The 25382-nt window shown below is 62.2% G+C and carries 25 protein-coding genes; 19 read left to right on the forward strand and 6 right to left on the reverse strand.

Features of this window, described 5'->3' with window-relative positions; translation table 11 throughout:
* Positions 1 to 72 precede the first annotated feature (72 nt).
* The 3 genes from NXC14_RS10700 to ugpC (NXC14_RS10710) are packed head-to-tail and all read left to right on the forward strand — an operon-like array spanning position 73 to position 2949.
* On the forward strand, positions 73 to 1011 hold the full coding sequence (locus tag NXC14_RS10700) for a sugar ABC transporter permease (RefSeq protein ID WP_085778117.1): 939 nt from the start codon (positions 73 to 75) through the stop codon (positions 1009 to 1011).
* A complete protein-coding gene (locus tag NXC14_RS10705) occupies positions 1004 to 1852 on the forward strand; it encodes a carbohydrate ABC transporter permease (protein WP_085778118.1) in 849 nt (282 codons plus the stop codon). The genes NXC14_RS10700 and NXC14_RS10705 overlap by 8 nt, the downstream gene beginning before the upstream one ends.
* A gap of 23 nt (positions 1853 to 1875) precedes the next feature.
* Entirely contained in the window at positions 1876 to 2949 is a 1074-nt protein-coding gene (gene ugpC / locus NXC14_RS10710) for a sn-glycerol-3-phosphate ABC transporter ATP-binding protein UgpC (RefSeq protein WP_085778119.1), read from the forward strand.
* Between the two features lie 231 nt (positions 2950 to 3180).
* Here ugpC (NXC14_RS10710) and kdgD read toward each other — a convergent pair whose 3' ends face one another.
* The 3 genes from kdgD to NXC14_RS10725 form a co-directional block, all read right to left on the reverse strand.
* Positions 3181 to 4107 (reverse strand): 5-dehydro-4-deoxyglucarate dehydratase, encoded by a 927-nt coding sequence (gene kdgD, locus NXC14_RS10715; RefSeq protein WP_085778120.1) that lies wholly within the window; start codon positions 4105 to 4107, stop codon positions 3181 to 3183.
* Positions 4108 to 4143: 36 nt separating this feature from the next.
* Positions 4144 to 5118: a mannonate dehydratase gene (locus NXC14_RS10720; RefSeq protein ID WP_085778121.1), complete on the reverse strand. Its 975-nt coding sequence runs from the start codon at positions 5116 to 5118 to the stop codon at positions 4144 to 4146.
* 64 nt (positions 5119 to 5182) lie between these two features.
* A complete protein-coding gene (locus tag NXC14_RS10725) occupies positions 5183 to 5893 on the reverse strand; it encodes a FadR/GntR family transcriptional regulator (RefSeq protein WP_085778122.1) in 711 nt (236 codons plus the stop codon).
* Between the two features lie 132 nt (positions 5894 to 6025).
* Here NXC14_RS10725 and NXC14_RS10730 point away from each other — a divergent pair, with 132 nt between their 5' ends.
* Genes NXC14_RS10730 through NXC14_RS10750 form a run of 5 tightly spaced genes read left to right on the forward strand, consistent with a single transcriptional unit; the run spans position 6026 to position 11156 of the window.
* The gene (locus NXC14_RS10730; protein WP_085778123.1) at positions 6026 to 7621 is read left to right on the forward strand and encodes an ABC transporter substrate-binding protein; all 1596 of its coding nucleotides are present in this window, start codon (positions 6026 to 6028) and stop codon (positions 7619 to 7621) included.
* A gap of 20 nt (positions 7622 to 7641) precedes the next feature.
* Positions 7642 to 8670 (forward strand): ABC transporter permease, encoded by a 1029-nt coding sequence (locus NXC14_RS10735; RefSeq protein WP_085778124.1) that lies wholly within the window; start codon positions 7642 to 7644, stop codon positions 8668 to 8670.
* Between the two features lie 11 nt (positions 8671 to 8681).
* Entirely contained in the window at positions 8682 to 9584 is a 903-nt protein-coding gene (locus tag NXC14_RS10740) for an ABC transporter permease (protein ID WP_085780064.1), read from the forward strand.
* A complete protein-coding gene (locus tag NXC14_RS10745) occupies positions 9571 to 10416 on the forward strand; it encodes an ABC transporter ATP-binding protein (protein WP_085778125.1) in 846 nt (281 codons plus the stop codon). Before NXC14_RS10740 ends, NXC14_RS10745 begins: the two co-directional genes overlap by 14 nt.
* On the forward strand, positions 10413 to 11156 hold the full coding sequence (locus NXC14_RS10750; RefSeq protein ID WP_085778126.1) for an ABC transporter ATP-binding protein: 744 nt from the start codon (positions 10413 to 10415) through the stop codon (positions 11154 to 11156). The genes NXC14_RS10745 and NXC14_RS10750 overlap by 4 nt, the downstream gene beginning before the upstream one ends.
* A gap of 23 nt (positions 11157 to 11179) precedes the next feature.
* Here NXC14_RS10750 and NXC14_RS10755 read toward each other — a convergent pair whose 3' ends face one another.
* Complete coding sequence (locus NXC14_RS10755) at positions 11180 to 11710, reverse strand: NADPH-dependent FMN reductase (RefSeq protein ID WP_085778127.1); 531 nt, start codon at positions 11708 to 11710, stop codon at positions 11180 to 11182.
* Positions 11711 to 11722: 12 nt separating this feature from the next.
* Entirely contained in the window at positions 11723 to 12787 is a 1065-nt protein-coding gene (locus NXC14_RS10760) for a LacI family DNA-binding transcriptional regulator (RefSeq protein WP_085778128.1), read from the reverse strand.
* A 183-nt stretch (positions 12788 to 12970) separates the two neighbouring features.
* Here NXC14_RS10760 and NXC14_RS10765 point away from each other — a divergent pair, with 183 nt between their 5' ends.
* The 5 genes from NXC14_RS10765 to ugpC (NXC14_RS10785) all read left to right on the forward strand — a co-directional run bounded on the left by NXC14_RS10765 (position 12971) and on the right by ugpC (NXC14_RS10785) (position 20010).
* Positions 12971 to 15490: a hypothetical protein gene (locus NXC14_RS10765; RefSeq protein WP_085778129.1), complete on the forward strand. Its 2520-nt coding sequence runs from the start codon at positions 12971 to 12973 to the stop codon at positions 15488 to 15490.
* Positions 15491 to 15557: 67 nt separating this feature from the next.
* Positions 15558 to 16817: an ABC transporter substrate-binding protein gene (locus NXC14_RS10770; protein ID WP_085780065.1), complete on the forward strand. Its 1260-nt coding sequence runs from the start codon at positions 15558 to 15560 to the stop codon at positions 16815 to 16817.
* Positions 16818 to 16828: 11 nt separating this feature from the next.
* On the forward strand, positions 16829 to 17866 hold the full coding sequence (locus tag NXC14_RS10775; protein ID WP_085778130.1) for a sugar ABC transporter permease: 1038 nt from the start codon (positions 16829 to 16831) through the stop codon (positions 17864 to 17866).
* Positions 17863 to 18912, forward strand: coding sequence for a carbohydrate ABC transporter permease (locus NXC14_RS10780; protein ID WP_085778131.1), 1050 nt, complete (start codon positions 17863 to 17865; stop codon positions 18910 to 18912). The genes NXC14_RS10775 and NXC14_RS10780 overlap by 4 nt, the downstream gene beginning before the upstream one ends.
* A gap of 18 nt (positions 18913 to 18930) precedes the next feature.
* Positions 18931 to 20010, forward strand: a complete 1080-nt coding sequence (gene ugpC / locus NXC14_RS10785; RefSeq protein WP_085778132.1) for a sn-glycerol-3-phosphate ABC transporter ATP-binding protein UgpC — start codon at positions 18931 to 18933, stop codon at positions 20008 to 20010.
* 57 nt (positions 20011 to 20067) lie between these two features.
* On the opposite strand, the gene NXC14_RS10790 is transcribed toward ugpC (NXC14_RS10785), so the two are convergent.
* Positions 20068 to 20250, reverse strand: a complete 183-nt coding sequence (locus NXC14_RS10790; RefSeq protein ID WP_004673791.1) for a hypothetical protein — start codon at positions 20248 to 20250, stop codon at positions 20068 to 20070.
* 355 nt (positions 20251 to 20605) lie between these two features.
* Here NXC14_RS10790 and NXC14_RS10795 point away from each other — a divergent pair, with 355 nt between their 5' ends.
* The 6 genes from NXC14_RS10795 (at position 20606) to NXC14_RS10820 (ending at position 25363) form a co-directional block, all read left to right on the forward strand.
* Positions 20606 to 20815, forward strand: coding sequence for a hypothetical protein (locus tag NXC14_RS10795; protein WP_085778133.1), 210 nt, complete (start codon positions 20606 to 20608; stop codon positions 20813 to 20815).
* Between the two features lie 9 nt (positions 20816 to 20824).
* Positions 20825 to 21199, forward strand: coding sequence for a GFA family protein (locus tag NXC14_RS10800; protein WP_085778134.1), 375 nt, complete (start codon positions 20825 to 20827; stop codon positions 21197 to 21199).
* A gap of 212 nt (positions 21200 to 21411) precedes the next feature.
* Positions 21412 to 22704 (forward strand): efflux RND transporter periplasmic adaptor subunit, encoded by a 1293-nt coding sequence (locus NXC14_RS10805; RefSeq protein WP_085778135.1) that lies wholly within the window; start codon positions 21412 to 21414, stop codon positions 22702 to 22704.
* Positions 22705 to 22715: 11 nt separating this feature from the next.
* Positions 22716 to 23432, forward strand: a complete 717-nt coding sequence (locus NXC14_RS10810) for an ABC transporter ATP-binding protein (protein WP_085778136.1) — start codon at positions 22716 to 22718, stop codon at positions 23430 to 23432.
* A complete protein-coding gene (locus NXC14_RS10815) occupies positions 23422 to 24624 on the forward strand; it encodes an ABC transporter permease (protein WP_085778137.1) in 1203 nt (400 codons plus the stop codon). The genes NXC14_RS10810 and NXC14_RS10815 overlap by 11 nt, the downstream gene beginning before the upstream one ends.
* 124 nt (positions 24625 to 24748) lie before the next feature.
* Positions 24749 to 25363, forward strand: a complete 615-nt coding sequence (locus tag NXC14_RS10820) for a GntR family transcriptional regulator (RefSeq protein WP_085778138.1) — start codon at positions 24749 to 24751, stop codon at positions 25361 to 25363.
* Positions 25364 to 25382 lie beyond the last annotated feature (19 nt).

Genomic DNA, 25382 nt, shown 5'->3' on the forward strand with positions numbered 1-25382 from the left:
GCAGAACCTTCCGGCGCTCCTGCCAATCGGGAGCGCCGGTACCGCTGCCGACGAGATGCGAAAGCAGGAACCATGGCCAATATCTCAGTCCTATCGACACCGAGCGCCGCAAGGCCGGCAAGACGAGTCGCAAACCGGAAGAGCTTGGTCGCCCACGACCGCCTGACCGTGCTGTTGCTGTTTCTGCCACCGGCGCTGCTGCTCTTCACGCTCTTCGTCATCATGCCGATGGGCGAGGCGGCCTGGTACAGCCTCTATAAGTGGAACGGTTACGGCACGCCGACAGAGTTCATCGCCCTCCGCAATTTCCAGGTACTGTTCCGCAACGCGGCGTTTACCCAGGCGCTTGTCAATAACGGCCTGATCATCGTCATCTCGATCTGCATCCAGGTGCCGCTCGCCATCTGGCTGGCCACCATGCTGGCCCACCGCATTCCCGGTGTCGTCGCTTACCGCCTGATCTTCTTCCTGCCCTATGTGCTGGCCGACGTTGCCGCAGGCCTTATCTGGCGCTTTGTCTATGATGGCGACTACGGCCTGTTTGCCGCCATTTCCAACTTCTTCGGTTTCGCCAATCCTTATGTGCTCGCCGACAAGGATGTGGCGATCTATGCCATCCTCGGGGTCATCGTCTGGAAATATTTCGGCTTCCACATGATGCTGTTCATCGCCGGCCTGCAATCGGTCGACAAGAGCGTGCTGGAGGCGGCCGAGATCGACGGCGCTACCGGCTGGCAGAAATTCCGCTACGTCACGCTGCCGCTCCTCGGCTCCACCCTGCGCCTGTCGATCTTCTTCGCCGTCGTCGGCTCCCTGCAGCTCTTCGACATGATCATGCCGCTGACCGGCGGCGGGCCGTCGAACTCGACGCAGACGATGGTCACCTTCCTCTATACCTACGGTGTCATGCGCATGCAGGTGGGTCTGGGCAGCGCCGTCGGCGTGGTGCTCTTCATCATCTGCGTGACACTCGCCTTCGGTTACAAAAGGATCTTCATGCGCCATGACTGATATGAGCTCTTCCATCCGCATGAGGACATCCACCCGCATCTATCTCTACGTGTCGCTGAGTCTGATCGCGGCGATCGTGCTGGTGCCGCTGCTGACGACGGCGCTCGGCGGCTTCAAGACCCTGGGCGACCTGCGCACCAATCCCTTCGGCCTGCCGACGGAATGGCAATGGGCGAATTACACTGACATTCTCTTGGGTGAGCGCTACTGGCTGCAGATCGGCAATTCGCTTGTCATCGCAGCACTGACCGTGCTCTTGACGCTGATCGTCTCCTCGATGGCGGCCTTCGCCTTTGCCCATGTGCGCTTCTTCGGATCGTCCTTCCTGCTCAACTATTTCCTGCTCGGGCTGATGTTTCCGGCCGCGACCGCGATCCTGCCGCTGTTCATCCGCATCCGCGACCTCGGCCTGCTGAACACCTACTGGGGCGTGGTTCTGCCGCAGGTCGCCTTCGGCCTCGGCATGAGCATCCTTCTGTTCAGGAACTATTTCCGCAACCTTCCGGAGGAGTTGTTCCAGGCGGCCTTTGTCGACGGCTGCGGTTATATGAGGTTCTTCTGGCATATCTCGCTGCCGCTCTCCCGTCCGATCGTCGCCACCGTCAGCATTATCTCCTTCGTCGGCAGCTGGAACAGCTACATCCTGCCGCTGATCATGCTGAACTCGGAATCCAAATATCCCTGGCCGCTCGGCATCATGGTCTATCGCGGTGAATTCGGCACGGAGTGGCAGCTGGTGCTGGCCTTCATCACCCTCACGATCCTTCCCACGATCATCGTTTTCTTTGTCGCCCAGAGACATATCATCGCCGGATTGACTGCCGGCGCCGTGAAGTCCTGAGCCGAACCGTTGGAGTTGCATCAATGGCATCCGTTGAACTGAAAGATGTAAACAAGGCCTACGGCGCCGTCGACGTCATCCACGGCATTTCGCTTCATATCGAGGATGGCGAATTCGTCGCGCTCGTCGGCCCGTCCGGCTGTGGGAAGTCGACGCTGCTGCGAATGATCGCCGGTCTCGAGGAAATCACCGACGGCGAGATTGCCATCGGCGGCAATGTCGTCAACGCCATGACGCCGCGCGAGCGCAACATCGCCATGGTCTTCCAGTCCTATGCGCTTTATCCGCACATGACGGTCGCCGAAAACATGGGCTTCAATCTGAGGCTCGCCGGCGTTGCCAAGCCGGAGATCGAGGCCCGCGTCGCTGAAGCGGCCCGCATGCTCGACCTCGCCAAACTGCTCGACCGCAAGCCGGCGCAGCTTTCCGGCGGCCAGCGCCAGCGCGTCGCTATGGGCCGTGCCATCGTGCGCGATCCGGCCGTCTTCCTGTTCGACGAGCCCTTGTCCAACCTCGATGCGAAACTGCGCGTGCAGATGCGCTCGGAGATCAAGACGCTGCACCAGAAGGTCCGGACGACCTCGATCTATGTCACCCACGACCAGATCGAGGCAATGACGCTGGCCGACCGCATCGTCGTGCTCAACCAGGGCAAGGTGGAGCAGCAGGGAACACCGCTCGAACTTTACAAGAAGCCGGCCAACCTTTTCGTCGCCGCCTTCATCGGTTCGCCAGCGATGAATATGCTCGACGGCACGGTGGATGGCGAAAACGGTGAACCGGCTGCTCGTCTCGACGACGGCACTGCGATCCGCATCGCGCCCGACCGAAAGGTCAGGCGCGGCCAGGCCGTCACTATCGGCCTGCGCCCCGAGCATCTCGTTCCCGGCCTGTCGGCCGGCACACCGCTCGCCGGCCGCACGATGCTGGTGGAACCCACAGGCGCCCAGACCCATGTAGTCTTCGATCTTGCCGGACAACAGGTGACGGCGATCGTCGACGGCGAATACCCCGCCCGCTACGGCGCCGTATTCGAGGCGAGCATCGCCAGCGACCAGGTGCATATTTTCGACCGCGGCACTGGTGTGGCGCTGTAGGCGAGGGCGGTTAGGGCGGCAATATTTTCAGCCCAGGAGATTTGCCGAGATCAGCCCCTTATCCTAGCTTTCTGCAGTAAACGGGGCGAGGGGACGTGCGCAAACGTGACGATGAACGGAGAGGGCGCGGCACAATCTCTTCTCCCCAGCGGGGAGAAGAGGGAATCGAGAGGCTGCGGCATACCCTTTCCCAAGCCTCGGGTCCAGAATACGCCCTCAAGCACCAACCTATTATTCCGCCGCGATCCGTTCGACGCCGTTCGCCTCGACGATCTTCGCCAGCATCGCTAGTTCTTCCGGGGTGAGATCCGTCAGCGGCGGGCGAACCGGGCCGGGGTTTTGGCCGAGAACGCGGAGCCCGGCCTTGATGATCGAGACGGCATAGCCCTTCTTGCGATTGCGCAATGCGACGAAGGGGAAGAAGAAGCTCTTCAGGATCTCGTTGACGGTCGGCTGGTCGCCGCTGCGCAACGCGCCATAGAAGCGCTGGGCGAGCGCCGGGACGAAATTGAAGACTGCCGAGGAATAGGTGGTCACGCCGGCGGCGAAATAGGCCTGGGCATAGACCTCGTGGGTCGGCATGCCGCCGACATAGACGAGTCGGTCGCCGAGCCGCGTGGTGATCTCGATGACCTTGTCGACATCGCCGACACCGTCCTTGAAACCAATCAGGGTTGGGCATTCCTCGGCAAGCCGCGCAATGCTGTCGGCAGTCAGGATGGCGTTGTCGCGGTTGTAGACGATGACGCCGATGCCGACCGATTGGCAGACCGCCTTGACGTGGGCGATGAGACCCGCCTGCTCGGCAAACATCAGATAGGGCGGCAGAAGCAGCAATCCGTCCGCGCCGGATTTCTCGGCCGCCTGTGCGATCTCGATCGCGAGCGACGTGCCGTAGCCGGTCCCCGAGATGATCGGCGTCTTGCCGGCCGAGGCCTTTGCGGCTTTGACGACCTGCGGAATCTCGCTCGGATTGAGGGAGAAGAATTCGCCCGTGCCGCCGGCGGCAAAGAGGGCGGCGGCGTCGTAGCCGGCAAGCCATTCGACATGACGGCGGTATTTTGCTTCGTCGAATTTGAGTTCATCGTTGAAATGCGTCACCGGAAACGACAGCAGGCCGCTGCCGACAGCCTTCTTCAATTCGATCGGGTTCATCATGACGTCCTATTCCTTGGGTGTTGAAAATCGATGGTGTCAGGCGCTCTCGAGCACTTGAAGAAGTGCCGCGATGTAGCCGTAACAAAAGGCAAATGCAGTGGCGGACGGGTCCTTGCCGCTAACGGTCGGCACGTGGTCTGGCATCAGCATGTATTTGTAGCCGACTTCCTTGTAGATCCTGGCCGAGCGGACCATGTCCATGTCGCCCTCGTCGGGGAAGGTCTCCATGAACGACAGCTTGCCGCCGCGAATATTGCGGAAATGGACGTTGAAAATCTTGTTGCGCTCTCCGAACCAGCGAATGATGTCGTCGATCTCTTCGCGCGGATTTTCGAGCATCTCGCCAACCGAGCCCTGGCAGAAATTGAGGCCGTGATAGGGGTTTTCGCGCATCTGCACAAATTTCTTCAGCCCTTCCACCGTGCCGAGCACGCGTGTGACGCCGCGATAGCCGGGCGGTGTATAGGGATCGTGCGGATGGCAGGCGAGCCGGACGCGATTGCTCTCGGCGACCGGCACGACGCGTTCGAGGAAATAATCGATCCGTTCCCAGTTTTCGTCTTCGGAGAGTACGCCGGCAAGGCCGGGCGCAGCCTGCTGGTCGGTCTTCTCCCAGCGAAAGCTCGCATTCATCGACCCGCCGCGTCCCGGTTCATCCGGCGTGCGCGGAATGCCGATCAGGTTGAGATTGTATTTGACCGCCGGAATGCCGGCCGCCGCGACATCCTCGATCATCTGGCAGACCGCATCGATCTGCCGGTCGCGCTCAGGCCCGGCAAGCAGGATGTCGGGATAGGAAGCCTTCTCGATCGGCTGCGAGGGCAGGGGCAGCTGGATCATGTCGAGGATCAGACCGAAGCTCTCGACCTTGTCGCGATGGCGTTCAATATCGGCAAGCGTCCAGCTGCTCGGCTGTCCCGGCGGATCGGCGCTGATATGCTTCACCCCCAATTGCGCGAAGATCCGATAATCGTCATCGTCGCGCGCCGCCACCTGTGTTCCAAGATACATCAGAGACCTCTCCAAAACCAACAATGTCATATGACATAATATGAATCTCGGAGAGTGTCGAGCCCTATTGCTGTTCGGCGAGCATCCGATAACGCCGTTGGCTCGCCATTAAATGCGCGCGCATCGTCTGGCGCGCGCGGTCGGGATCCTGATCGGCGATGGCCGACAGGATTTCCACATGTTCGGCATGGACCTTCTGCAGATACTCGCGGTCATTGGCTTCCGGCAGCGTCGGAAACTGCCCGCGGGGGATGGCGCGCGGGCCGAAATGACGCAACACGTCGACATAGAATCGATTGTTGGTGGCGGCCGCGATCGCCATGTGAAAGGCATAATCGGCCTCGACCGTCTGCTGTCCGCTTTCGATCATTTGCGCCATCCGGCGGTTGGCTTCGCGGATCGCCGCTTCCTGCTCGGCGGTGCGGCGATAGGCGGCAATCGCGGCCGCTTCACCCTCGGTAGCCATGCGGAACTCCAGCAATTCCAGGGTTTCCGGAATGCTTTTGATTTCCACCGGCGTCAGCGACATGACCGAATGAACTTTCGGATCGGCGACGAACACGCCCTTGCCCTGGATCGGCCGGACGAAACCCGCAGCCCTCAAATCCGCGATAGCCTCGCGCACGACGGTGCGGCTGACGCCGAAGGTCGATTCGAGCTGCGGCTCGGTCGGCAGCTGGTCGCCGACGCGCAATTTCCCTGTCTCGATTTGCGTTCGCAGCTGATCGATGACCTGCTGCGCCAGTCTTTGCCGACCACGGCCAAGTGTCGTCATTCTCGTTTCCCCATTTCCCTTGCCTCACGTCTTCCGCACGGGTCTTGCAAATCAAATTGGACTTCGATAAATCATAATACGACAGACGGACGACATAATATGTCCCTTATAGTAATCTAGGGAGGAGTTACAATGAAGCATTTTTCGAAAGGCCCGTTCGTCGGCGCCGTCATCGGCGCCTTGACGATCGCTGCGCCGCTCTCGCACGCCGCCACGCCTAGGGATCAGCTGGTGATCGGGACATCACTGGCGCAGGTCCTGTCCCTCGATCCGCATCAGGCGACCGAAGGCAAGGCGGTCGAGATCATGTCGAACCTCTACGACCGTCTGGTCAACAGCACACCGGATGGCAAGATCGTGCCGCAGCTGGCCGAAAGCTGGAAGGTCGACGACAGGAGCATCACCTTCACGCTGCGTCAAGCCAATTTCGCGTCCGGCAATCCGGTGACGGCGAAGGACGTCGTCTATTCGCTGGGCCGGCTCCTGAAACTCGACCAGGCCGCCGCCGCCAACCTCAAACGCGTCGGCTACGACAAGACCAATGTCGACAAGCTCGTCACGGCAGTCGACGACAAGACGGTGCGCATCGATTTTTCCGGCCAGGTGACCGCCGAAATGCTGCTCTACCGGCTGACGACGTCGACCACCAGCGTCGTCGACAGCGTCGAAGTCGAGAAGCACGTCGCCGACAATGATTATGGCAATGCCTGGATGCGCACGCATTCGGCTGGTTCCGGCCCATTCACCCTGAACCGCTGGTCTCCGAACGAACTCGTGATCCTCGACGCCAACAAGGATTATGTCACCGGCGCTCCGAAGATGAAGCGCGTCATCGTCCGCCATGTCCCGGAAAGCCAGGTCGAGCGGCTGATGCTCGAGCGCGGCGATATCGATATCGCCAGCGCCATGACCGCCGCCGACCTCGCGACCTTCAAGGACAAGCAGGGCTTTACCATCCAGCGCATTCCGACAGGCGGCTTCTACGTGCTGTCGATGAATGCCGGCAATCAGTACCTGTCCAATCCGAAGGTGCGCGAGGCGATTGCTTATGGCATCGACTATAAGGGCATCGAGAAGACGATCATGGGTCCCTACGGGCGGGCGAGAAACGTTCCGGTTCCGGAGAATTTCGAATCTGCGATCCCGAACCCCGATTGGCATCTCGATGTCGAAAAGTCCAAGCAGCTGTTGGCCGAAGCAGGGTTCAAGGACGGCTTCTCGCTAACGCTGAAGACGATCGCGCAGACGCCGCGCATCGACCTTGCCACCGCCATCCAGGCGTCGCTTGCCCAGGTCGGCATCAAGATCGACATCCAGCAGGGCAACGGCTCGGAAATCATCGCCGCCCATCGCGCCAGGGATTTCGATCTGCTGATCCCGCAGACCAGCGCCTATATGCCGAACGTGCTCGGCTCGATGGAGCAGTTCTCCTCCAATCCCGACAACTCGAAGGAAGCCAACAATGCCGGCAACTTCGTCTGGCGCTCGGCCTGGGACATTCCCGAACTCACGGCTCTGACGGCGAAGGCATCGATGGAGCCGGACGCCAAGAAGCGCGGCGAGCTCTATGTCGAGATGCAGAAGATGTTCGTCGAACAAAAGCCGGCGGTGCTGCCGATGTTCGAACGCTTCGAGCCGATTGTCCTGTCGAGCAAGGTGCAAGGATATGTGGGGCATCCGACCCAGCTGACGCGTCTCGAGAACGTCACGAAGTCTGAAGCCCAGTAATCCTCCTGAGGCAGCCGATCATGAAGGAACTTTCTGTAGCCGAATTTGGCCGACGCCTGGCGCATTTGCTCGTCAGCCTGTTCATCCTCCTCTGTGTGACCTTCGTGATCGGCCGCGTCCTGCCTGCGGATCCCGTCGGCGCGATCGTCGGCGAACTCGCTGATCCCGCCGCCTATGCGGCGATGCGGACGCGGCTGGGGCTCGATCTGCCGATCTATCAGCAGTTCTTCCTCTATCTGAACGGGCTCGCCCATGGTAATTTCGGCACGGCCGTGCTGACCGGCAATCCCGTCTCTTCGGACCTCGCCCAGGCCTTTCCGGCGACATTCGAACTGGCCACACTTGCCGTGATCATCTCGACCTTCGTCGGTGTCCCGCTCGGCCTGGTCGCGGCGCTGTTTCGCGACAGTGTGATCGACAAGGTAGCGCGCGTGGTCGCCCTCGTCGGTCATTCGATCCCGGTCTTCTGGTTCGGCATCGTCGGCCTCATCATCTTCTATGCCGGCCTGAACTGGGTCGGCGGGCCAGGCAGGATCGATGTGTTTTACGAAGGTCTCGTCACGCCGCAGACCGGGCTGCTGTTGGTCGACAGCCTCCTGCAGGGCGAGACGGAAATCTTCTGGAATGCCCTCGGCCATATCATCCTTCCGGCCATCATTCTCGCCTATGCCGCGATGGCCTACATCACGCGCATGACCCGCAGCTTCACGCTCGAGCAGTTGAGCCAGGATTACGTCATTGCGGCCCGCGCCAAGGGTGTGAGCCCCCTCGGCACGATCTGGCGCCATGTCCTGCCGAACATCGCCGTGCAGCTGATCACCATCCTGGCCATTTCCTACGGCGGATTGCTCGAGGGCGCCGTCGTGACGGAGATCGTCTTTTCCTGGCCGGGCATCGGCCAATACATGACGAATGCGCTGATGATCGGCGACATGAACGCCATCGTGGCCGGCACCATCATCGTGGGATTCATTTTCATGCTGTTGAACTTCCTCGCCGACGTCGCATACGCCATATTTGATCCGCGCATGCGGGAGGCGGCGCGATGAGCCCCAGCCCGATGAGCAATGTTATCGGCAGCGAGATCCGGATTCGTCCTCCAAGCGTTCCGAGCCGCATGGCGGCGTCGTTTGCGCGGGCCGGCCGCAAACTGGCTGCCGAGCCGCTTGGCCTTGCCGGTTTCGTCATCCTCGGCCTGCTTTGCCTGATAGCGATCTTCGCGCCGCTATTGGCGCCTTACGACCCGGTCATCCAATCGCTCGGTGACGCCCTGCAGCCGCCGAGCCTGGCGCATCCGGCCGGCACGGACGAGTTCGGTCGCGACATTCTGAGCCGCCTGATCTTCGGCACGCGCATCACCATCCAGACGGTGTTGTCGGTATCCCTGATCGTTGGGCCGATCGGACTGCTGATCGGCGTTGTCGCCGGATTCTTCGGCGGCAATACCGATGCGTTCCTGATGCGCGCCACCGATATCGTGCTGTCCTTCCCCTCGCTGATTCTGGCGCTCGCCTTTGCCGCCGCGCTGGGCGCTGGCCTGGGGACGGCAATCATCGCCATCTCGCTCACCGCCTGGCCGCCGATCGCAAGGCTTGCTCGCGCCGAGGCGCTTGTCGTCAGAAATGCCGATTACGTGGTGGCCGCCCGCCTTTACGGCGCTTCGCCGATGCGCATCCTGCTTCTCTATATCGCGCCCATGTGCATTCCATCGGTGATCGTTCGCCTGACCCTCAACATGGCGGGCATCATTCTGACGGCGGCGTCGCTCGGATTTCTCGGGCTTGGCGCCCAGCCGCCGGCGCCGGAATGGGGCGCGATGATTTCCAACGGCCGCAAGTTCATGCTCGATTATTGGTGGGTCGCCGTCATGCCCGGCATCGCCATCCTGCTGACGAGCCTTGCCTTCAACATCGCCGGAGATGCTCTGCGCGACATTCTGGATCCCCGCCATGCAAGATCGTGACCTCCAGCCGGTTCTTTCCGTCAAGTCGCTGAATGTCCGGTTCGGTCGAGGTGCCGTGCCGGCTGTCTCCAATGTCAGTTTCGATGTCGGCCGCGAACGGGTCGGGATCGTCGGAGAATCCGGTTCTGGCAAATCGACGACAGGGCGGGCAATCATGCGTCTTTTGCCGCCGGCCGCGATCGTTTCTGCCGAGCGAATGGATCTCGCCGGCAGTCCGCTGTTGGCAAAAAGCGAGCGCCAGATGGGCGCGCTGCGCGGCAAGGATATCGCGCTGATCATGCAGGATCCGCGCTATTCCTTGAATCCGGTGCTGTCGATCGGCAAGCAGGTCGCCGAGGCCGCGCGCCTTCACCTCGGCCTCAGCGGCAACACCGCGCAGGATGCCGCCCGCGCCATGCTCGAGCGGGTGCGCATCACCGATCCCGAACGGGTGATGGCGCTTTATCCTCACCAGATCTCGGGCGGCATGGGCCAGCGCGTGATGATCGCCATGATGCTGCTGGCGCGGCCGAAGCTCGTGATCGCCGACGAACCGACCTCGGCTCTCGATGTCAGCGTGCGAAAGGATGTGCTGCTCCTGCTCGATGAGCTGGTGCGCGAAAACAATTCGGGCCTGCTCCTGATCAGCCATGACATCCGCATGGTCGCAGCCTTCTGCGAGCGCATCATCGTCATGTATGCCGGAAGGATCGTCGAAACGCTGACCAGCCTTGAAGAGGCCCGCCATACCTATACGCGCGGGCTGATCGCGGCGTTGCCTGATCCGAAAAATCCGGTTCGTCGGCTTGCGGTTCTCGATAGGGCAAAACTCGATCTGGAGACGGCGCAATGATAAATGTCCGCGACCTCGATGTTGTCTTCACCTCGGGCAAATCAAGCAACCATGTCGTCAAGGGCATTAGTTTTCAGGTGGGCAAGGGCGAGACGCTCGGCATTGTCGGCGAATCCGGCTGCGGCAAATCGACGGTGCTGCGCTGCCTCGCCGGCATGGAGCCCGGTTGGACCGGTCAGATCGAGCTGCGCGGCAAGCCGATCGGCAAGAAGCGCTCCCGCGAGGAACTGACCTCAGCCCAGATGGTGTTTCAGGATCCTTACGGATCCCTGCATCCGCGTCACCGCATCGGCACCGCGCTCGCCGAACCGCTGCGCGCTATGCGCCATGCCGACATCTGGACGAAGGTTGAGAGGGCGTTGATCCAGGTAGGCCTGCCGGCAAGCTTCGCCAACCGTTTCCCGCACGAACTTTCCGGCGGCCAGCGGCAGCGCGTGGCGATCGCCCGGGCGCTGATCCTGTCGCCGCCTATCCTGCTCCTCGACGAGCCGACATCGGCGCTCGACGTCTCCGTCCAGGCCGAAATCCTCAACCTGCTTGCCGACCAGCGCGAGGAGAAGGGATTGACCTATCTGCTCGTCAGTCACGACCTAGCAGTGATCGCCCATATGTGCGACCGGGTGCTGATCATGAAGAACGGCGGCTTCGTCGACGAAATCACAAAGGCGGATCTGCAGGCCGGCACGACGCATGATGCCTATGCGCAGGAGCTTTTCGAGGCGAGCTTCATGGAGACTTGATGGGGTCGTTGCGCAGCCGAGCCTCAGGCTGGGCCGCAATAGCGTGCGAAGGCCTCGAGGAAACGGCACATCTCCTCCTGATGCCGGGGCGCGGAAAGATGCTCGGCAATTTCTTGCGGGGAAAGCTTCATCAGATGGAAGCGAAGGAAGAGCTGCTCGCTGAAGCGCTCGCTCAGCGTAGCGAGAACGGTGCGAAGCTGCTGCAGCATCTCATCGCCGCGATGCGACGCGTGCGCAAGCACGATCGGTTTGCCGATCACTTCGTTGCGGGAGACGAGCCAGTCGATGGCGTTCTTCAGTCCGCCGGGGATTGACCTGATATATTCGGGGCTCGCCAGGATCAGTCCATCCGCATCCGCGATGGCATTTGCAAGAGCCGCCACTTCGGAAGGAGGCTCGGGAAGTTCGCGATCGGGCGAGAAGACCGGGAGCTCGCCAACACGATCATAGACCGAGAGCGTATGCGCCGGCCCGGCAGCCGACCGGAGAGCATATAGCATGGCCGTATTGGTCGAGGCTCTGCGGGCGCTACCGGATATCGCCAGGAATTTCATGACCGGAATACCTCACGCAATTGGTTTGATGTGATCCGCGGCAACCGGATGGCGGACGGCTGCGACGCTCCCCCTTTCGACGACATGGCAGGCAAGCTCGACACGGCGGCGCGGCAGGGCAAGGCCGAGCATCATGTCGCGCAAGAGGTCCAACGCGGTGGCGCCGAGTTCGCGCATCGGGATGTGCACCGTCGACAGTGGCGGATTGAGAAAAGCCGATTGCGGCAGGTCGTCTATGCCCATGACAGAGACATCCTGCGGCACGGCATAACCCATCGCCTGCAGTCCGCGCACGGCGCCGTTGGCGAGACTGTCGCCCGCCGTCAGAACGGCGGTGAAGCAAAGGCCCTTGTCGCCGACGAGACGGGTGATCGCCTCGGCGCCGAGTTCCGGCAACCAGTCGTCAACCTCGAGCACCAGGTCGGAATCGGCCGTCAGTCCATGATGCTGCAGCGCGTCGCGCCATCCCTCCAGGCGCCGCTCGATCGTCCGCCGTCCCGGCCGCAGCATGAACAGGATGCGTTGATGCCCGGCCCCGATCAACCGCTCGGCGGCAATGAAGGCGGCCGAGCGGTTGCAGGGCGTCACGCTCGAAAGCCGCATATAGGGATCGTCGCTGTTGACGAGTACGACGGGCTTCCCGAGATCGGCGGCGGCCGCCAGCATGTCCTCCTCGTCGACCGTCAGAATCAGCATGCCGCCGAAACTTGCATCATTGCGCATCTCGGCGATGACGCGGGTTTCATCGGCCTTGTCGGCGACCGGACGCATCGCCATTTCGATCCCGAGGGCGGACGCGCGCGCGTTCAACCCCTCCAGCACGTGGAGCGTGAACTGGTTGCGGACATAGTCGATCATCGCCGCGCCGGAGGCGACGAGCATGACCTTCTTGCCGGCGACACTCGCCGGCAGCGCGTAGCTGACAGCGCTCGCCGTTTCCAGCACCAGCTTGCGGATCTCGGGCCTGACGCCCTTTTCTCCGGCGAGCGCGCGCGACACCGTGCTGATCGAGACGCCGCAGCGGGCGGCGATATCGTCGAGGCGTGTGCGCCTGCCTTTTTTCTGCTCCGCGGCCATCACATCTCCTCGCTCTCTCCTGAAGTATGCAAAAATCTTTCAGATTGCGCAAACGGAATGGCTATGCACAATTAACGTGTCAGCGACAGGCGGCAGAGCAGGGAGGCTTTGAAGATGCGGTTTGACGGCAAGTCCATGCGTCGGCGTTTTGCCCGGTGCGTCAAGGTTCAAGCGGGCTGAAGCATGGCCGCCGAAGAATCCTATCTCCGCCGCAAGACCGCGAAACAAAGCCCGATCGTCTACTGGCAGCTCGGCTCGCTCTCGCAGGAGCGCTACGATATTGCCGACCAGCCGATGAAAGGCGACATGGATCCGTTTTTCTTCGTCACCAAGACGAAGAATTTCATTCCACATGAATATCCCTGCCGCACCGAATTCAAGGCATGTTTCGCCGGGCGGCGGCCGCAGCCGGCTGCCGAATTCGAGGCCGTCCGCTGGTGGCTTCCCTTTTCATCGCCGCGCGTCGATCTCTCCGGCTTCTGGTTTCGTCCGACGCGCATCTGCTGCTGGGCGCGCACCTTCCTCGACGCGCTGTTGGCGGGACCAGCCACGTTGCGCCTGTCGACCTGCGGCGGCGCCGTTCTCTTCGTCAATGGGGCCGAGCAGGGCTTCGTGGCGCCTTACCAGCGCAATCTGGAAACTCAGCAGATTTTCGAGGTCGAGCTTTCCAAGGGACTCAACGAGATCCGCATCTATTTCGACGATCTCGCCGAACGCGACACCCGCTTCTATTTCCAGCTGGATTGTCTCGATGGGCCGGAGGTCGAAACATCAGTGCCTGTTCCGATCGCCGCCGGTGACGCGGATGGGTTGGAGGCAATCCTCGAAGGCATGCGCTTCGACCGCACCGCCTATCTCGGCGAGGACGTGGCGATCCTGTTTCCCGCGCCGCTGCCGGTGGCGCTGAGCTGTCATGTCGAGATCGAAGGCGACTTCATGTCGGTCGAGCACTTCGATTATGATTTCGCGCTGAAAGCGGGGGCGATGAAGCTGGAACTCGGCCCCTCGGCCGATATGCCCGCCGATTTCCGCCATTTCCGCATCACGTTCAAAACAGGCAAACTTTCGCTCGGCCGCACGCTCGGCGTCGAGATCTGCCATCCCCAGCGCCAGGGGCTGGCGCCCGCCGCGCTCGAGGATCGCGTCGCCGAGGCGCTTGCCGAGGTCGCCGCCCATTCCGAGCCGGATACGGTCTGCGCCTTCGCGCGCCTTGCTTTGGGGCAGGGCGGCGAGGAGACCGAGGCGATGATCTCGGCGATGCTGCCTGTTATCGAGGATTGTCATGACTGCGCCGATTTCGTTCTGGTGCCGCTGCTCTTTGCCTGTACGCGCTGGAGCGATCTACTGTCGCAGGATCTGCGGCAGAGGATTGAGCGTGCCGTTCTCAATTACCGCTACTGGATGGACGAGCCCGGCAACGACGTGCAATGGTATTTTTCGGAGAACCACGCGCTTCTCTTCCACACCGCCGCCTATCTCGGCGGCAGGCTGTTTCCCGATGCCGTCTTCGTCCGTTCCGGCCGCACCGGCGCCGAGCAGATGAGGGTCGGCGAAGAGCGCGTCCGCGCCTGGCTCGATCATTTCGAGCGCTGGGAAATGGCCGAGTGGAATTCCGTTCCCTATTTCCCGATCGACCTCAAAGGGCTGACGGCGCTTGCCGCCTGCGCCCCGGACGAGACGATTCGCAATCGAGCCAATGCCAGCATCGTCCGCCTGATGGAAATCGTGGCTCGCTCGGCCCATCACGGCATGCTGACCGGCAGCCAGGGCCGCTCCTATGAACATACGCTGCGCCCCGGCCGCTCGGTCGAGCTGTCGGCCATTGCTCGGCTGCTCTGGGGCCGCGGCTGGTACGGCCGTCGCGTCCACGCGCTGCCGCAGCTGGCCGTCTGCATCCGCGATCACGGCCTGCGTTTTCCCGAAGAGCTCGCGGCGATCGCGGCGCACCAGTCCGACGACGCGCAGGAATGGACCTTTTCCCAGGGCGAGAACCGTTTCGCCGCCCTCTATCATTACAAGACGCGCGACACCGCACTCGGCACCATCGCCCATTATCGCCCCGGCGCCTGGGGCTATCAGGAGACCGTGTTGCATTTGCGTTTGGGCGAGCGGCCGGAAGCGCAGATCTGGATCAACCATCCCGGCGAAACCATCCAGTTCGGCTACGGCCGGCCCAGTTTCTGGGGCGGCTGCGGAACGCTGCCGCGCGTCCATCAATATCGTGACCTCGCCATTCTCGATTTCGACATCCACGACGGCCAGCCGGATTACACCCATGCCTGGTTCCCGCTCGAAGCCTTCGACGAGACGGCGGTCAGCGGCAGGCTGGCGCTTGCCCGTTCCGGCAACGGTCTGGCGATGCTGATCGGCAACGGCGTGCTCGAACCGGGGAAACACGGCCCGACGACGGACGTCGAGCTGCGCCTGGCCGGCCGCAACGGTCGCTGGATCGTCCGCCTCTCCGATCTCGGGCGCGAAGACGGCCTCGAAGGCATGCGGGCGCGTTTCGCCCCGCTTGCTGCTCGCCGCGGCAAAGAGGGTGCGCTGATCATCGACGACCCGGATTATGGTCAGGTTGTCTTCGAAGAGGACGGTACCGTGCGCGCCGAAGGCCGTATTCTCAAGCCGTCAGACTGGTCAGTGCGAGGAGACGCGGTACATCTTGAGATAGCGGGCAGGCAGCAGCGGCGCGCTGCCTCTTAAATGACATGTCCGGACAGGTGGAGGACCTGGCCGGATGCAGAAGTTCATCGGTCAAGAGGAGGAGACTATGACCAGAATGAGATCGATCGGCGCGGCCTTTGCTGCGGTTCTCTTGAGTTCCGTTGCCGCCCATGCCGGCGATGTGCGCATCATGTGGTATTCCGACGGCGGCGAAGGCGAGGTGATCAAGGATCTGCTGGCGCGCTTCTCCAAGGCCAATCCCGATGTCAACGTCATCCTCGACGAAGTCTCCTATGACGTCGTCAAGGAACAGCTGCCGGTACAGCTGGAAGCCGGGAAGGGGCCTGATATCGCCCGCGTCACCAATCTGAAGGCGCAGTCGCAGCACTGGCTCGATCTCCGCCCGCTCCTCACCGATGCGAAATATTGGGACGAGAATTTCGGCGCCCAGGCTGACTGGATGCGTCCCGACGGCTCGAACGCCATCACTGGCTTCATGACCCAGCTGACGCTCACCGGCGGCTTTGTCAACAAGACGCTGTTCGAGCAGGCCGGCGTCGAAATTCCCGGCCCGAAGGCAACCTGGGACGACTGGGCTGCAGCGGCCAAAAAGGTCGCTGATAGTCAGAAGGTCTTCGCCATGGCGATCGACCGCTCCGGCCACCGCGTCACCGGCCCGAACATCTCCTACGGCGCCAACTATATCGCCGCCGACGGCAAGCCGGCGCCCATCGACCAGGGCGCCAAGGAATTCCTCAGCCGCTTCGTCAAGTGGAACGAGGACGGCACCGTCAACAAGGACGTCTGGGTCAGTGCTGCCGGCAGCACCTATCGCGCTGCCGCCGACGACTTCATCAATGGCGGTCTCGCCTATTATTATTCCGGCAGCTGGCAGGTTTCGGGCTTCGCGCAGAAGATCGGCGACAGTTTCGATTGGGTCATGGCCGGAAGCCCGTGCGGCACGGTGGCCTGCAGCGGCATGCAGGGCGGCGCCGGTCTGGTCGCCGTCAAATACACCAAGAACCCGAAGGACGTCGCCAAGGTGATGGACTATCTGGCAAGCGCCGACGTGCAGAAGGAATTCGCCGAGCGCAGCCTGTTCATCCCGGCGCATAAGGGCGTAGCCGCCGGCCAGGTGGACTTCAAGACCGACAATCCGCATGTGAAGGCGGCGCTGAAGGCCTTCGTTGAATCGGCCAGCCAGACGGCCCCGGCTGCGCTGAAGCTGCCGGGCTGGAAGTGGTCGGACGCCTATTACAGCGCCATCGTTGCCCGCATCAGCCAGGTGATCGCCGGCGAAATGAAGCTCGACGATGCCTATGCCCGCATCGACGAGGACATCAAGGCCAAGGTCGGCGGCAACTGACGGAAGAGCGGATGGCGGAGAAGACGGTTTCTTCCGAACCACCGGCGAAAGCCGGTCTGCGGCAGGCGCTCCTTGCGCCTGTCAGGCTCACCATGGGGATGATCGATATCCCTATGCGAGCCTGGCAGAAGCTGACGGGGCTGAACGGCATGGCGGGCGTCTTCCTGGCGCCTAACATGCTGATCTTTTCCGTCTTCGTGCTCCTGCCGCTGGTCATCAACTTCATCTATTCCACGACGAGCGGCGGCGCCATCTTCCTGCCGAACAGGACTTATGTCGGCGCTGAGCAGTACCGCATCCTCTTCGATTGCCGCTCCTATCTCGACCCCTCGACTTGTGCTGCCGACACCTTCTGGGCCGCCGTGCGCAACACCGCCGTCTTCGTCGTCTTCCAGGTCTCGGCAATGCTGGTCGCGGCACTCGCAACGGCGTTGATCCTCAACCGTGAACTTTCCAATCGCGGCTTCTGGCGCGCTGTCTTCTTCTTTCCGGTGCTGCTGTCGCCCGTGGTCGTCGGCCTGATCTGGAAGTGGATCCTTCAGCGCGAGGGCCTGTTGAACTATGCGCTGAGTCCTTTCGGCTTCGAACCCTTCTCCTGGCTCAGCGATCGTTTCTGGGCCTTCTTCTTCGCCGTCTTTGTTTCGGTCTGGGCGCATATGGGCTTTTATGCGCTGATCCTGCTCGCCGGCCTGCAGGCGATCCCAAGGGATCTCTATGAGGCGGCGGCAATGGACAGGGCAAACCCCACCCGCATCTTCCGGCGGATTACCCTGCCGCTCTTGATGCCGAACCTCATTGTCGTCCTGGTTCTGGCGCTGATCCGCGCCGTGCAGATCTTCGACGAGGTTTTCGTGCTCACCGGCGGCGGGCCCGGCACCAGCACCATGTACATCACCCAGTTCATTTACGAGACCGGCTTTGCCAGTTCGCTGCGCAATCCGGGGCTCGCATCGGCCGCCTCGATCCTGATGGGCATCGTGCTCGTCATCCTGACGCTGGTCCAGCTTGCCGCGAGCAGCCGCAACGAGAAGAAGGGGAAACGTCTATGAGCGCCGTCACCGCGTTCCTGCTTCGCCGCCGCGGCCGCGGCTGGCACTGGACCGACGTCGTCACCTGGATCTGGCTGATCTCAGGCGTCATCCTGATGTTCGGCCCGGCCATCTGGCTGGTCTTCTCCTCGTTCAAGACGCCGGCTGCCCTTGCCGAGTTCCCGCCGTCCGTCCTGCCCTATGTCACCGAGCAGGCCGTGGTGCCGGGCTACGACAAGCCTTTGCCGCTCTATAATGTGACGATGCCGGATGGCAGCACCCGTGTGCTCGCCGAAGTCCGCCGCATCGGCATCATGGGCCAGATGGTCGATCCGAAACAACCGGGCGAAATCGTCAAGGTCAATATCAAGGACCGCACGCCGGTGCGTGAGGTCGAATTCGCGACCAACAACTACACCGAGCCTTTCCAGCGCTTCGACTTCTTCCTGTTCCTGCGCAACTCGGTCTTCGTGACGGGGGTGGCGACGGCCATTACGCTGCTGGTCAATTCGATGGCCGCTTTCGCGCTGTCGAAATACCAGTTCCCCGGCCGCACTGCCGTCATGCTGATGATCCTGGCGACGCTGATGGTGCCGCTCTCGGTCATCGTCGTACCGCTCTATTCGGTCATCGGCAGCTTGAACCTCTTCGACAGCCTCTGGGGCGTCATCCTGCCGACCGTCGCCACCCCGACGGGCGTTTTTCTGCTGCGCCAATACATGCTGACGATCCCCGATGAACTGATCGACGCCGCGCGCATGGACAAGGCCAGCGAATGGCAGATCTACTGGCGCATCATCCTGCCGCTGTCGGCCCCGGCGCTGGCGGTGCTGGCGATCTTCTCGGTGGTCTGGCGCTGGAACGACTTCCTCTGGCCGCTGATCGTGCTGTCGCGCAAGGAACTCTACACGCTGCAGGTCGGCCTCAACGTCTATGCCGGCGAGCTCAATGTGCAATGGCACTATATCCTCGCCATGACCGTCGTCTCGATGATCCCGGTTGTGCTGATCTTCGTCTTCCTGCAGCGCTTCATCACGACTGGTATCGCCGGCTCGGGGCTGAAATAATATGAAACAGGAGAGTGCATGAGCGGACTCGAGCTCAGGAACATCGTCAAGAATTTCGGCGCCGTCGAGGTCATCCGCGATGTCTCGCTTGAGGTCAATGACGGCGAGTTCGTCGCTTTCGTCGGTCCGTCCGGGTGTGGAAAATCGACGTTGCTGCGCCTGATCGCCGGACTCGACAAGCCCACAGGCGGCAGTATCGCCATCGACGGCAAGGACGTCACCGCGATCGGTGCGGCCGACCGCGGCCTTGCCATGGTCTTCCAGTCCTATGCTCTTTATCCGCATATGAGCGTGCGCGAAAACCTTGCCTTCGGCTTGGAGAACACCAAGGTGGCCAAGGCCGAGATCGAAGCCCGCATCGCTGATGCCGCCCGCATGCTGGAGATCGAGCCGTTTCTGCAGCGGCGTCCGGGCCAGCTCTCCGGCGGCCAGCGCCAGCGCGTCGCGATCGGCCGCGCCATCGTGCGCCGGCCGGATGCCTTCCTGCTCGATGAGCCACTCTCCAATCTTGACGCCGAGCTCCGGGTGAGCATGCGCGCCGAACTCGCCGCGCTCCACGCTCGCCTGAAGGCGACGATGATCTACGTCACCCATGATCAGGTCGAGGCGATGACGCTCGCAAACCGCATCGTCGTGCTGAGAGGCGGCAGGATCGAGCAGGTGGGAACCCCCCTGGAACTCTACAACAAACCCGCCAACCGCTTCGTCGCCGGCTTCATCGGCGCGCCGCACATGAATTTCCTGGAAGCCTCGATCGTCGGTCACGAGGGTGGTTTCGTGCAAGTCGAAACCGTCGGCGGCCACCGTCTTTCCGTCATTGCCAGGGAGGTGCGTCCGGCAGGCGAAAGGGTCAGCATCGGCATACGGCCACAACACATCAGTCTCGCCGATGCAGCCGCCGCAGGCAGGCTGGACACGCGGATCACCCTTGTCGAGGAACTGGGATCTGAAACCGTCGTTCACACCGAAGCCGCCGGCAAGAAGCTGATCGCCGTCTTTGCGGGCCAGCAGAAGATGCAATCCGGCGACAGCCTGCCGCTCCATCTCGATCCCGAGGTTCTGCACCTTTTCGGCGAGGACGGCCGGCGTTTGACCTGAAACAAAAAGCCCGCGCCGGAATGGAGGGCGCGGGCCGAGTTTCATGTCATGACAGCTTTAGTGGCTGTTCTTGTGGCTTTGTTGACCAGCCTTTACATGCTGCTCATGGCTGCCGCCGCGGGTTCCGCTGGACTGCGCGTCGCGGCCGCCTGAAGAGGCGCTGCGGGTGTTGGAGTCATTCTTGTGACTCTGCTGCCCAGCCTTGACGTGCTGTTCATGGGTTCCACCTTGGTTTGCCATTTGGTTTCTCCTTGGTTTTGAACTGAGGCCACGTCGACCTCGTCTGGACAACCTCGCCCCGGTGCATGCGTTCCGCATTTTAACATTTCGTGATCTCGCCCGGAATGAGGATGAGGTAGCGGACCGGGCGGGTAGGGAGCTCGCCTGCCAGTTCATCGGCCATCGGGAGAGAGCGGAAAAATCCTGATGTTCTCCAGCGGCCTGCAGCCTCGCTTCGAAAACCGTCTCTCGGCAAAAAGGTTTCAGGAAAATCAGCCGCATCCGCTTCGGTTGATGGCCCTGCCGAGGCCGCTCGAGTCTTTTCAAATAGATGGGCCGCTCTAACTTACAGGGAAGCTGATGAAAGGAGAAAACCATGACCGACGCACCGAAAACGGCGACCCCGGCGCGAAGAGTGTTGCGTGGCCGCCCCTACAGCATGAGCGAATTTGCCAGAAAATACCGGTTGGACGACAAGGAGGCCAAGCGCCTCTATGACAAGTTTGGCCCCTCCGCCACCGAGCTCGATCTGCTGATGGCGGCAAAGCGCCGTCCGCCGGGCCTCCCCACCAAGCTCGACTCCTGACGGCCGTCAATGAGGATCAGAACGGGAAGCTGCCTTTGCGGAGCGGTCGCCTATCGAGTGGAAGGCGAGCCGCTTCGCGTAGGCCTCTGCCACTGCGCTGATTGCCGCAAATCGAGTGGTTCCGCCTTCGTGTTCTTTGCGCTTTGGCCCCGACCAGCATTTTCCCATAGCGGCGAGATTGCCACATTCGCCGGCCGCAGCTTTTGCCCCGCCTGCGGCAGCAGGCTCTTCTGCCTTCAGGAGGCGACGGTGGAAATCCGCCTCGGCTCTCTCGACGGTCCGCCGACGGATCTTGAGCCGAACCATGAAGTGTGGATCAAGCGGCGCGAAGCCTGGCTGCATCCGCTGCCGGGTGCCGGGCAATTTACCGAGGATCCCGATTGACGGTGGGCAATTTCTGCCTGTCAGGAGCGCGAAACGCTGGGGATTTTGGCGCTATAGGCTCCGCGGTACTGAAACTTGAGTTTTCTTACCAATATTTCATTTCACCCGTCCGCAATTCCGTGCCAGTTCGGCGGCAACGCTAATTCCCGGTTCATCTGCGGTGTGATTATTTCATTGCAGGCCGATGCGGCCACTGACTGATCGAGGATGACATGAACAAAATCGTAAGCGGCGAAGAAACCGGAGCAAAGGCCGGCGGAACGCCCGACCTCGCTGCGGTACTTGCCGCGTCGGCAAGGCAGAACAAGCGGGGCCGCTGGCGCGGGCGTTTGCTGGTTCTGCTGATCATCCTCGTTGCCACCGCAGCTGCCGCCTATTTCTATGTCGGCCGGGGGCAAAGCGAGGTGAGCTACACCACGCAGCCGGCAAAACGCGGCGACCTGACGGTGCTTGTCACCGCCACCGGTTCGGTGCAGCCGACCGAGCAAGTTGACATCTCGAGCGAACTTTCCGGCACCGTCCGTGACGTCAACGTCGACTATAACAGCACGATCAAGGCGGGCGACGTGCTGGCGCTGCTCGACACCAACAAGCTCGAGGCGGATGTGAAGAGCTCGCGCGCCAAAGTCAATTCGGCCAAGGCGAATGTCGCCAAGGCCAATGCCGATCTCGAATCGGCGAGCACCTCGCTCGAGCGGCTGAAGAGCCTGGTCAGGAGCAATGTGTCCACACAGCAGAGCCTCGACGACGCCACCTACAAATATGATTCCGCCGTCGCTGCCAAACAGATCAACGAAGCCGAGGTGCTGGCCGCGGAGGCCGATCTGCAGCTTGCCGAGGTCAATCTCGCCAAGGCAAAAATCGTCTCGCCGATCGACGGCGTGATCCTCACCCGTTCCGTCAATCCGGGCGCCACCGTCGCCGCCTCGCTTTCGGCGCCCGTTCTCTTCACCATCGCCGGCGATCTGAAGAAGATGGAGCTGCAGGTCGATGTCGACGAGGCCGACGTCGGCAAGATCGCCGTCGGCCAGAAGGCGAAGTTTACCGTTGATGCCTATCCCGACCGGTCGTTCCCTGCCGAGATCGAGCAGATCCGCTTCGCCTCCGAAGTGGTCAACAATGTGGTGACCTATAAGGCGGTCCTCTCGGTCGATAATGCCGATCTGCTGCTCCGCCCCGGGATGACGGCGACCGCCGATATCACCGTCGAGGCCGTCAAGGACACGCTGATGGTGCCGAATGCGGCGCTGCGTTATGCCCCGTCGCAAGCGGAACGGCGCGGGCGCGGTATTCTCGCAATTTTCGGGCCACCACGCCGGCGCGGCGGCGATTCCGGCCAGGCGCTGACGGGGGCGCAGCGCCGCGTCTGGGTGCTGCGCAATGGCCGCGCCGCGCCCGTCGTCATCCAGGCCGGCTCGTCCGATGGCCAGTTTACCCAGGTGGTATCGGGCGAACTCAAGGAAGATGACGCCCTGGTGACCGACGCCACGGTGCGGACGAACTAGGCGGAGAGACGATGACAATGCCGCCGCTCATCGAGTTCAGGAAGGTCTCGAAAATCTACGGCGAGGGTGAGGCGGCGATCCGCGCGCTCGACCATGTAGATCTTGCGATCGATGCCCATGAATTCGTCGCGATCATGGGGCCGTCAGGCTCCGGAAAGTCGACGGCGATGAACATTCTCGGCTGTCTCGACGTGCCGACATCAGGCGATTACATCTTCCAGGGCATCCCGACCAGCGGCTTCGACCGCAGCCAGCTGACGCTGTTGCGCCGCCACATGCTGGGCTTCGTCTTCCAGGGCTTCAACCTTCTGTCGCGTACCTCGGCGGTCGAGAATGTCGAACTGCCGCTGATCTATCGCGGCATGCCGGTGCGTGAACGGCGCGAACGAGCGCACGAGGCACTTGCGCTGGTCGGCCTCTCCGGCCGCGAGCATCACAAGACGCAGGAGCTCTCAGGAGGCCAGCAACAGCGCGTCGCCATCGCCCGCGCCATCGTCACCGAACCGGCGCTGCTGCTCGCCGACGAGCCGACGGGCAATCTCGACACCAAGACCAGCGTCGAGATCATGGATCTGATGACGCGGCTGAACCGCGAGCAGGGCATCACCATCGTCATGGTCACGCACGAGCCCGATATCGCCGCCTATGCCGAGCGGCTGCTGCGTTTCGTCGACGGCAAGCTGGAGACGGAGGCCGAGCATCGGAAGAGGGCGGATCATGTTCTTTGAGACGCTGAAGCTCGCGCTGCGCGCCATCAGCCGCAACATGCTGCGTTCGTTCCTCACCGTGCTCGGCGTCGTCATCGGCGTTGCCGCCGTCATCGCACTGGTGACGATCGGCAACGGCACGACCGCCCAGGTTTCGACCGAATTGTCGCGGCTCGGCACCAACATGCTGTTCGTCCGTCCCGGCCAGTTCGGCCCAGGGCGGGCGAGCTCCGAGGCCAAACGCTTCAGCGTCAAGGATGTCGCCGCCATCCGTAACCAGATCGGCGGCTTGAGGGCGGTGGCGCCGCTCAACCAATCGACGGCAACGGTGATTTTTGGCGGCCAGAACCATTCGACCAGTGTCTACGGCACCACCAACGATTATTTCGTCGCGCAGGACTGGAACCTGGCGCTCGGCCGCAATTTCACCCCCGCCGAGGAGCGCGGCCAGTCCCGTTGCATCATCGGCGAGACGGTCCGCTCGCAGCTCTTCGGCGCCGGCGATCCGTTCGGCCAGCAGATCCGTGTCGGCAAGGTTTCCTGCCCGGTCATCGGCGTGCTCGCCAGGCGCGGCCAGTCCGGCATGGGCACCGACCAGGATGATGTCGTCATCATGCCGGTCAAGGTGTTCCAGCGGCGCATCAGCGGCAACAGCAACGTGCCGCAGATCATCATTTCGGCGCGCGACGGTGTGTCCACGGCCAAGGTGCAGGCCGATGTCGAAAATCTGCTGCGTGAGCGCCGCAAGATCATTCCCGGCCGCCAGGACGATTTCAATGTCAACGACATGACACAGATCGCCGAGGCGATGACCGGCACGACGACGCTCTTGACCGGCCTGCTCGGCGCCGTCGCCGCCATCAGCCTGCTCGTCGGCGGCATCGGCATCATGAACATCATGCTGGTCTCCGTCACCGAACGAACTCGGGAAATCGGCATTCGCCTGGCGATCGGCGCCCTCGAAAACCAGGTGCTCACTCAGTTCCTGGTCGAGGCGGTGGCGCTCTCGCTCTTCGGCGGCATCACCGGCATCGTGCTCGGCCTGAGCCTCGGTCTGGTGGCGGTCACCCTCCTGAAAGTCCCCTTCGTCTTCAGCCCGATGATGGTCGCCGTCGCCTTCCTCTTCTCCGCCGCAATCGGCATGATCTTCGGTTATTTTCCGGCGAGACGGGCAGCGCAGCTCAATCCCATTGAGGCGCTGCGGCACGAGTGAAGGGTCGCGGTTCGGTCATACGGACCTGCGAATTGGGTTTTTACTTCTTGTCTGGCATCCCCTTGTCTTCGAATCTTCACCGTGCCAGGATGTGATATATCAGGTGGGCTACGGAATTATCGGCATGCTGACGTCACAAAGCCACCTTGCCTATCTCGCGCTCGAGCATCTGATCGTCACGCTGGTGCTGAAACCCGGTGCGCTCGTCACCGAAAAGCAGCTGATCGATATGGCGGGCCACGGACGCACGCCGGTGCGCGAGGCGATTCAGAAACTCGCCTGGCAGGGGCTGATCCTGGTGAAGCCGCGTGTCGGATTGCAAGTTGCCGAGATCGCGCCGGAGGATCATGGCAATGTCATGCAAGTGCGCCGCGAGCTGGAGCCGATTGCTGCGGCATTGGTCGCCGAACATGCGGGCGGCGAACAGCGCGATCGCCTCGGCGACTGCGCTCGCGCCATGGAGGAATGCGCCGCCACGGGTGATCTCGCCGGCTTCTTCGCCGCCGACAAGGCTTTCGACGAGATCCTCGAGGATGCCTGTCCGAATGGCTTCATAACGGCCGCGCTCGGCCCAGTGCAGACCCATTCGCGTCGCCTCTGGTATTCCACCGCAAGCCCTGGGCGAATGGACCGCGCCATCGCGCTGCATGTCGGCGTTATTCGGGCCATTCAGCGGGGCAGACCGGATGAGGCGCATGCGGCTATGGCGGCATTGATCGACTATCTCGCCCGCAAATAAAAACGGCCCCGTTTCCGGA

This window comes from Rhizobium sp. NXC14 (assembly GCF_002117485.1).
In the GTDB taxonomy this organism is placed as follows: domain Bacteria; phylum Pseudomonadota; class Alphaproteobacteria; order Rhizobiales; family Rhizobiaceae; genus Rhizobium.

Excerpts from the sequence above, each read along its gene's own strand:
- NXC14_RS10730 (WP_085778123.1), top strand. The coding sequence starts at position 6,026 with ATGAAGCATTTTTCGAAAGGCCCGTTCGTCGGCGCCGTCATCGGCGCC.
- kdgD (WP_085778120.1), bottom strand. The coding sequence starts at position 4,107 with ATGATGAACCCGATCGAATTGAAGAAGGCTGTCGGCAGCGGCCTGCTG.
- NXC14_RS10745 (WP_085778125.1), top strand. The coding sequence starts at position 9,571 with ATGCAAGATCGTGACCTCCAGCCGGTTCTTTCCGTCAAGTCGCTGAAT.
- NXC14_RS10750 (WP_085778126.1), top strand. The coding sequence starts at position 10,413 with ATGATAAATGTCCGCGACCTCGATGTTGTCTTCACCTCGGGCAAATCA.
- NXC14_RS10755 (WP_085778127.1), bottom strand. The coding sequence starts at position 11,710 with ATGAAATTCCTGGCGATATCCGGTAGCGCCCGCAGAGCCTCGACCAAT.
- NXC14_RS10725 (WP_085778122.1), bottom strand. The coding sequence starts at position 5,893 with ATGACGACACTTGGCCGTGGTCGGCAAAGACTGGCGCAGCAGGTCATC.
- NXC14_RS10800 (WP_085778134.1), top strand. The coding sequence starts at position 20,825 with ATGAGGATCAGAACGGGAAGCTGCCTTTGCGGAGCGGTCGCCTATCGA.
- NXC14_RS10805 (WP_085778135.1), top strand. The coding sequence starts at position 21,412 with ATGAACAAAATCGTAAGCGGCGAAGAAACCGGAGCAAAGGCCGGCGGA.
- NXC14_RS10815 (WP_085778137.1), top strand. The coding sequence starts at position 23,422 with ATGTTCTTTGAGACGCTGAAGCTCGCGCTGCGCGCCATCAGCCGCAAC.
- NXC14_RS10720 (WP_085778121.1), bottom strand. The coding sequence starts at position 5,118 with ATGTATCTTGGAACACAGGTGGCGGCGCGCGACGATGACGATTATCGG.
- NXC14_RS10820 (WP_085778138.1), top strand. The coding sequence starts at position 24,749 with ATGCTGACGTCACAAAGCCACCTTGCCTATCTCGCGCTCGAGCATCTG.
- ugpC (WP_085778132.1), top strand. The coding sequence starts at position 18,931 with ATGAGCGGACTCGAGCTCAGGAACATCGTCAAGAATTTCGGCGCCGTC.
- NXC14_RS10775 (WP_085778130.1), top strand. The coding sequence starts at position 16,829 with ATGGCGGAGAAGACGGTTTCTTCCGAACCACCGGCGAAAGCCGGTCTG.
- NXC14_RS10810 (WP_085778136.1), top strand. The coding sequence starts at position 22,716 with ATGACAATGCCGCCGCTCATCGAGTTCAGGAAGGTCTCGAAAATCTAC.
- NXC14_RS10740 (WP_085780064.1), top strand. The coding sequence starts at position 8,682 with ATGAGCAATGTTATCGGCAGCGAGATCCGGATTCGTCCTCCAAGCGTT.
- NXC14_RS10780 (WP_085778131.1), top strand. The coding sequence starts at position 17,863 with ATGAGCGCCGTCACCGCGTTCCTGCTTCGCCGCCGCGGCCGCGGCTGG.
- NXC14_RS10765 (WP_085778129.1), top strand. The coding sequence starts at position 12,971 with ATGGCCGCCGAAGAATCCTATCTCCGCCGCAAGACCGCGAAACAAAGC.
- NXC14_RS10790 (WP_004673791.1), bottom strand. The coding sequence starts at position 20,250 with ATGGCAAACCAAGGTGGAACCCATGAACAGCACGTCAAGGCTGGGCAG.
- NXC14_RS10705 (WP_085778118.1), top strand. The coding sequence starts at position 1,004 with ATGACTGATATGAGCTCTTCCATCCGCATGAGGACATCCACCCGCATC.
- NXC14_RS10770 (WP_085780065.1), top strand. The coding sequence starts at position 15,558 with ATGACCAGAATGAGATCGATCGGCGCGGCCTTTGCTGCGGTTCTCTTG.
- NXC14_RS10700 (WP_085778117.1), top strand. The coding sequence starts at position 73 with ATGGCCAATATCTCAGTCCTATCGACACCGAGCGCCGCAAGGCCGGCA.
- ugpC (WP_085778119.1), top strand. The coding sequence starts at position 1,876 with ATGGCATCCGTTGAACTGAAAGATGTAAACAAGGCCTACGGCGCCGTC.
- NXC14_RS10795 (WP_085778133.1), top strand. The coding sequence starts at position 20,606 with ATGACCGACGCACCGAAAACGGCGACCCCGGCGCGAAGAGTGTTGCGT.
- NXC14_RS10760 (WP_085778128.1), bottom strand. The coding sequence starts at position 12,787 with ATGGCCGCGGAGCAGAAAAAAGGCAGGCGCACACGCCTCGACGATATC.
- NXC14_RS10735 (WP_085778124.1), top strand. The coding sequence starts at position 7,642 with ATGAAGGAACTTTCTGTAGCCGAATTTGGCCGACGCCTGGCGCATTTG.